The following is a 2,780-nucleotide window of genomic DNA, read 5'->3' as shown; positions in this document are numbered from 1 at the left end:
GCGCGCTTCGGTCTGCGGCCGACGGCGCTGACGCCCGCCTACGGACTCGCCGAAGCCACATTGGTTGCGTCGCTGGCGTCGACGCACGACCAGGCGATCGTCGACCACGTCGCGCGGCTGGCCATTGCGGAGGCGCACCGCGCGCAGCCGGTCCGCGACGACTCCGCGGATGTGCAGCATCTCGTGTGTGTGGGGGTACCCGTGAGAGGCCTGGATCTGCGGATAAGTCGGAACGGAATAGCACTGGCACCCCGAGAGATTGGCGCAATCGAGCTGCGCGGCCCCATGGTTGCCGACAACTATCTCACATCCGGCGGTGTGGTGCCGCTGACAACAGATGGCTGGTTCGACAGCGGAGACCTGGGTTACCTCGACGAGGACGGGCGACTCTATGTCTGCGGTCGCACAAAGGATCTCATCGTGCTGGCCGGCAGGAATCTCTATCCGCACGATATCGAGCGTGCGGCCGAGGGTGTCGACGGCGTGCGAAAGGGCTGCGTGATCGCGCTGCGTGTCGACGCCGATCGAGAGGGCTTTGCAGTGCTCGCCGAAGTACGCAACGCGACCGACGACGACGTGCGCACACGGATCAGCCGCGAAATCTCCGCCCGGGTGAGCCGTCAGGTCGGGCACCGGCCGCGTGACATCCTGTTGTTCCCCGCCGGCGCGTTACCGAAGACGCCGTCCGGCAAGCTACGCCGCAGCAGCGCTCGAGAGTTGCTCCAGACGTGAATGCCCGCCACAGCTATCCGCCAGGCCGTTTGGCGTCAGGTGCACAACAGGTGACCGACACCTGCGATGTCCTTGTCGTCGGCGCTGGGCCGGTGGGCGCCACGGCGGCATTGCTTCTCGCGAGCTATGGCATCGAATGCACCGTGGTAGAGCCACGCCGCGAGCCGCAAAGCCACCCCGCTGCGCACGTGCTCTCGACGCGGTCAATGGAGATTTGGCGCGAGATCGGCCTCGAGCGCGACATCCGCGGCCTCAGCGCCCCGATGCATGAGCTGCGGTGCATCGCGTACTGCACCACCTTCGCCGGACCCGAGCTCGGACGGGTGCCACTGGCCGACTTGCCCGGCGCGCAGATGGACGCAATCGAATCGATCAGCCCTACCCGCAGCGCCCACCTGCCCCAGACCGTGCTCGAACCACTGCTGTGGCAACGCCTGCGCAACAGTGACCGCATCAAAGTACACACCGGCTGGCAGTACCACTCCCACACCGACGGCCCAGACGGCGTCGCGGTCACGATCACCGACACCACTACCGGATTCCGCCGAACAATCCTGGCGCGCTACCTCATCGCGGCCGACGGCGCAGCCAGCACAGTGCGGCGCGCGCTACGGATCAGGATGGAGGGTCCGATCCTTCAGAACATGATCAGCGTCCATTTCTCCGCCGATCTCGAGGCTTACCGCCGCCACCGCCGCGGCCCGGTAATGTGGACCCACACCGCCAAGGGCTTGGGCGCCACCATCGTGCACCGGCCGCCAGAAGACCTGGTGTTCCAGATCCCCTACTTCCCGCCATTTGAGTCGGTGGAAGACTTCCCGGCTGCGATCTGCCGCAGGCACATAGTCGATGCAGTTGGCGACCCCGCTGTCGGCGTTGACATCAAGTCGATCCAGACGTGGGCAATGCACGCGCAAGTCGCTACCAACTACCGAGTGGGCCGCGTATTCCTGGCTGGCGATGCCGCGCACCGGTTTCCACCCACCGGCGGGCTGGGGCTCAACACCGGCGTCGCCGACGTGCACAACCTGGTCTGGAAGCTCGCGTGGGTCATCGCCGGCCGTGCCGACGAGACACTCCTGGACACCTATGAACGAGAACGCCGGCCGGTCGGCACGGCCGCGACCGCCGACTCGGTGGCCAACTTCGACGGAATGTTCGATGTCGTTGCCACACTGGGGTTGCCACGGCAAGCAGTGCGCATGCTCCCTCAAGCCGTCGCTGCCATGCCGGACTGGGTACCGCGACGCCCGGTGCGCGCCCTCATCCGCGGGCTCACCACGCTGGGATATCAGCGGTTTCGCCTGGCCAAGTCGCCCGGCCGGAGCGGTCAGCGGATCCGCCGCCGAGCCGCGGCGGCGATCGCCGAGCAGGGTCCGCACTATCGCAGCTGGGGACGCGACCTCGGGGTGCGATACGAACTCGGCGCCATTATTGGCGATCGGCTGCCCCCACCGGTCAGCGATCCAGAGTTCTATATCCCATCTGTGCGCGCCGGCGGCCGGCTGCCGCACGTCTGGCTCGAGGACCGCGAACGGCGGGTGTCCACCCTGGATCTGGTCAGCCGCGATGACCTGACACTGCTGGTGTCCGACGAAAGCCATTCGGTGTGGTCGCTTGGGGCGGAGGGGCTTCCGTTGTCGGTGGTGTCGGTCGGCGATGCTGGCCACGACATATTTCACACCGGGGTCGCGGACGCCGATCCGGATGCCCTGGTGGTGCGCCCGGATGGCCATATCGTGGCCGTACTGCACTCGGACCGGGATGGCGCTGCGCTGCTGCGGCAAGCATTGCAGGTCGTCGGCGCCTTCGCACCGACCCACAAAGGACTAATCGCATGAACGACAGTGCGGCACAGGCCATCGAGCTGCGGCTGCTGACCCACCGGCCCTCGGAGATGACGGAGTGGTGGGCGGCGTTGCTCGGCGGGGCTCCCCGGTCAATGAATGCCCGGATGACCGCCATCCACGGCGATCACCTGCGGGTGGTGATCGAGCGTTCACCGATCGCACTTGACTACCATCCCGAAGCGAGTGGTGTCACCGCCA

At 66.8% G+C, this 2,780-nt stretch carries 3 protein-coding genes; all 3 read left to right on the top strand.

What is annotated here, in order from left to right; genetic code table 11:
* Positions 1-732: acyl-CoA synthetase family protein (locus tag QOC69_RS04410; RefSeq protein ID WP_526436753.1), on the top strand; the 732-nt coding region annotated here is incomplete at its 5' end.
* Positions 733-782: 50 nt separating this feature from the next.
* The gene (locus tag QOC69_RS04405; RefSeq protein ID WP_526436751.1) at positions 783-2,573 is read left to right on the top strand and encodes an FAD-dependent oxidoreductase; all 1,791 of its coding nucleotides are present in this window, start codon (positions 783-785) and stop codon (positions 2,571-2,573) included.
* Positions 2,570-2,780: hypothetical protein (locus QOC69_RS04400; RefSeq protein ID WP_526436749.1), on the top strand; the 211-nt coding region annotated here is incomplete at its 3' end. The genes QOC69_RS04405 and QOC69_RS04400, both read left to right, overlap by 4 nt.

The sequence above is a fragment of the Mycobacterium sp. genome, from assembly GCF_032162105.1.
Classification (GTDB): domain Bacteria; phylum Actinomycetota; class Actinomycetes; order Mycobacteriales; family Mycobacteriaceae; genus Mycobacterium.
This window is presented reverse-complemented; position numbering and strand designations above follow the sequence as displayed.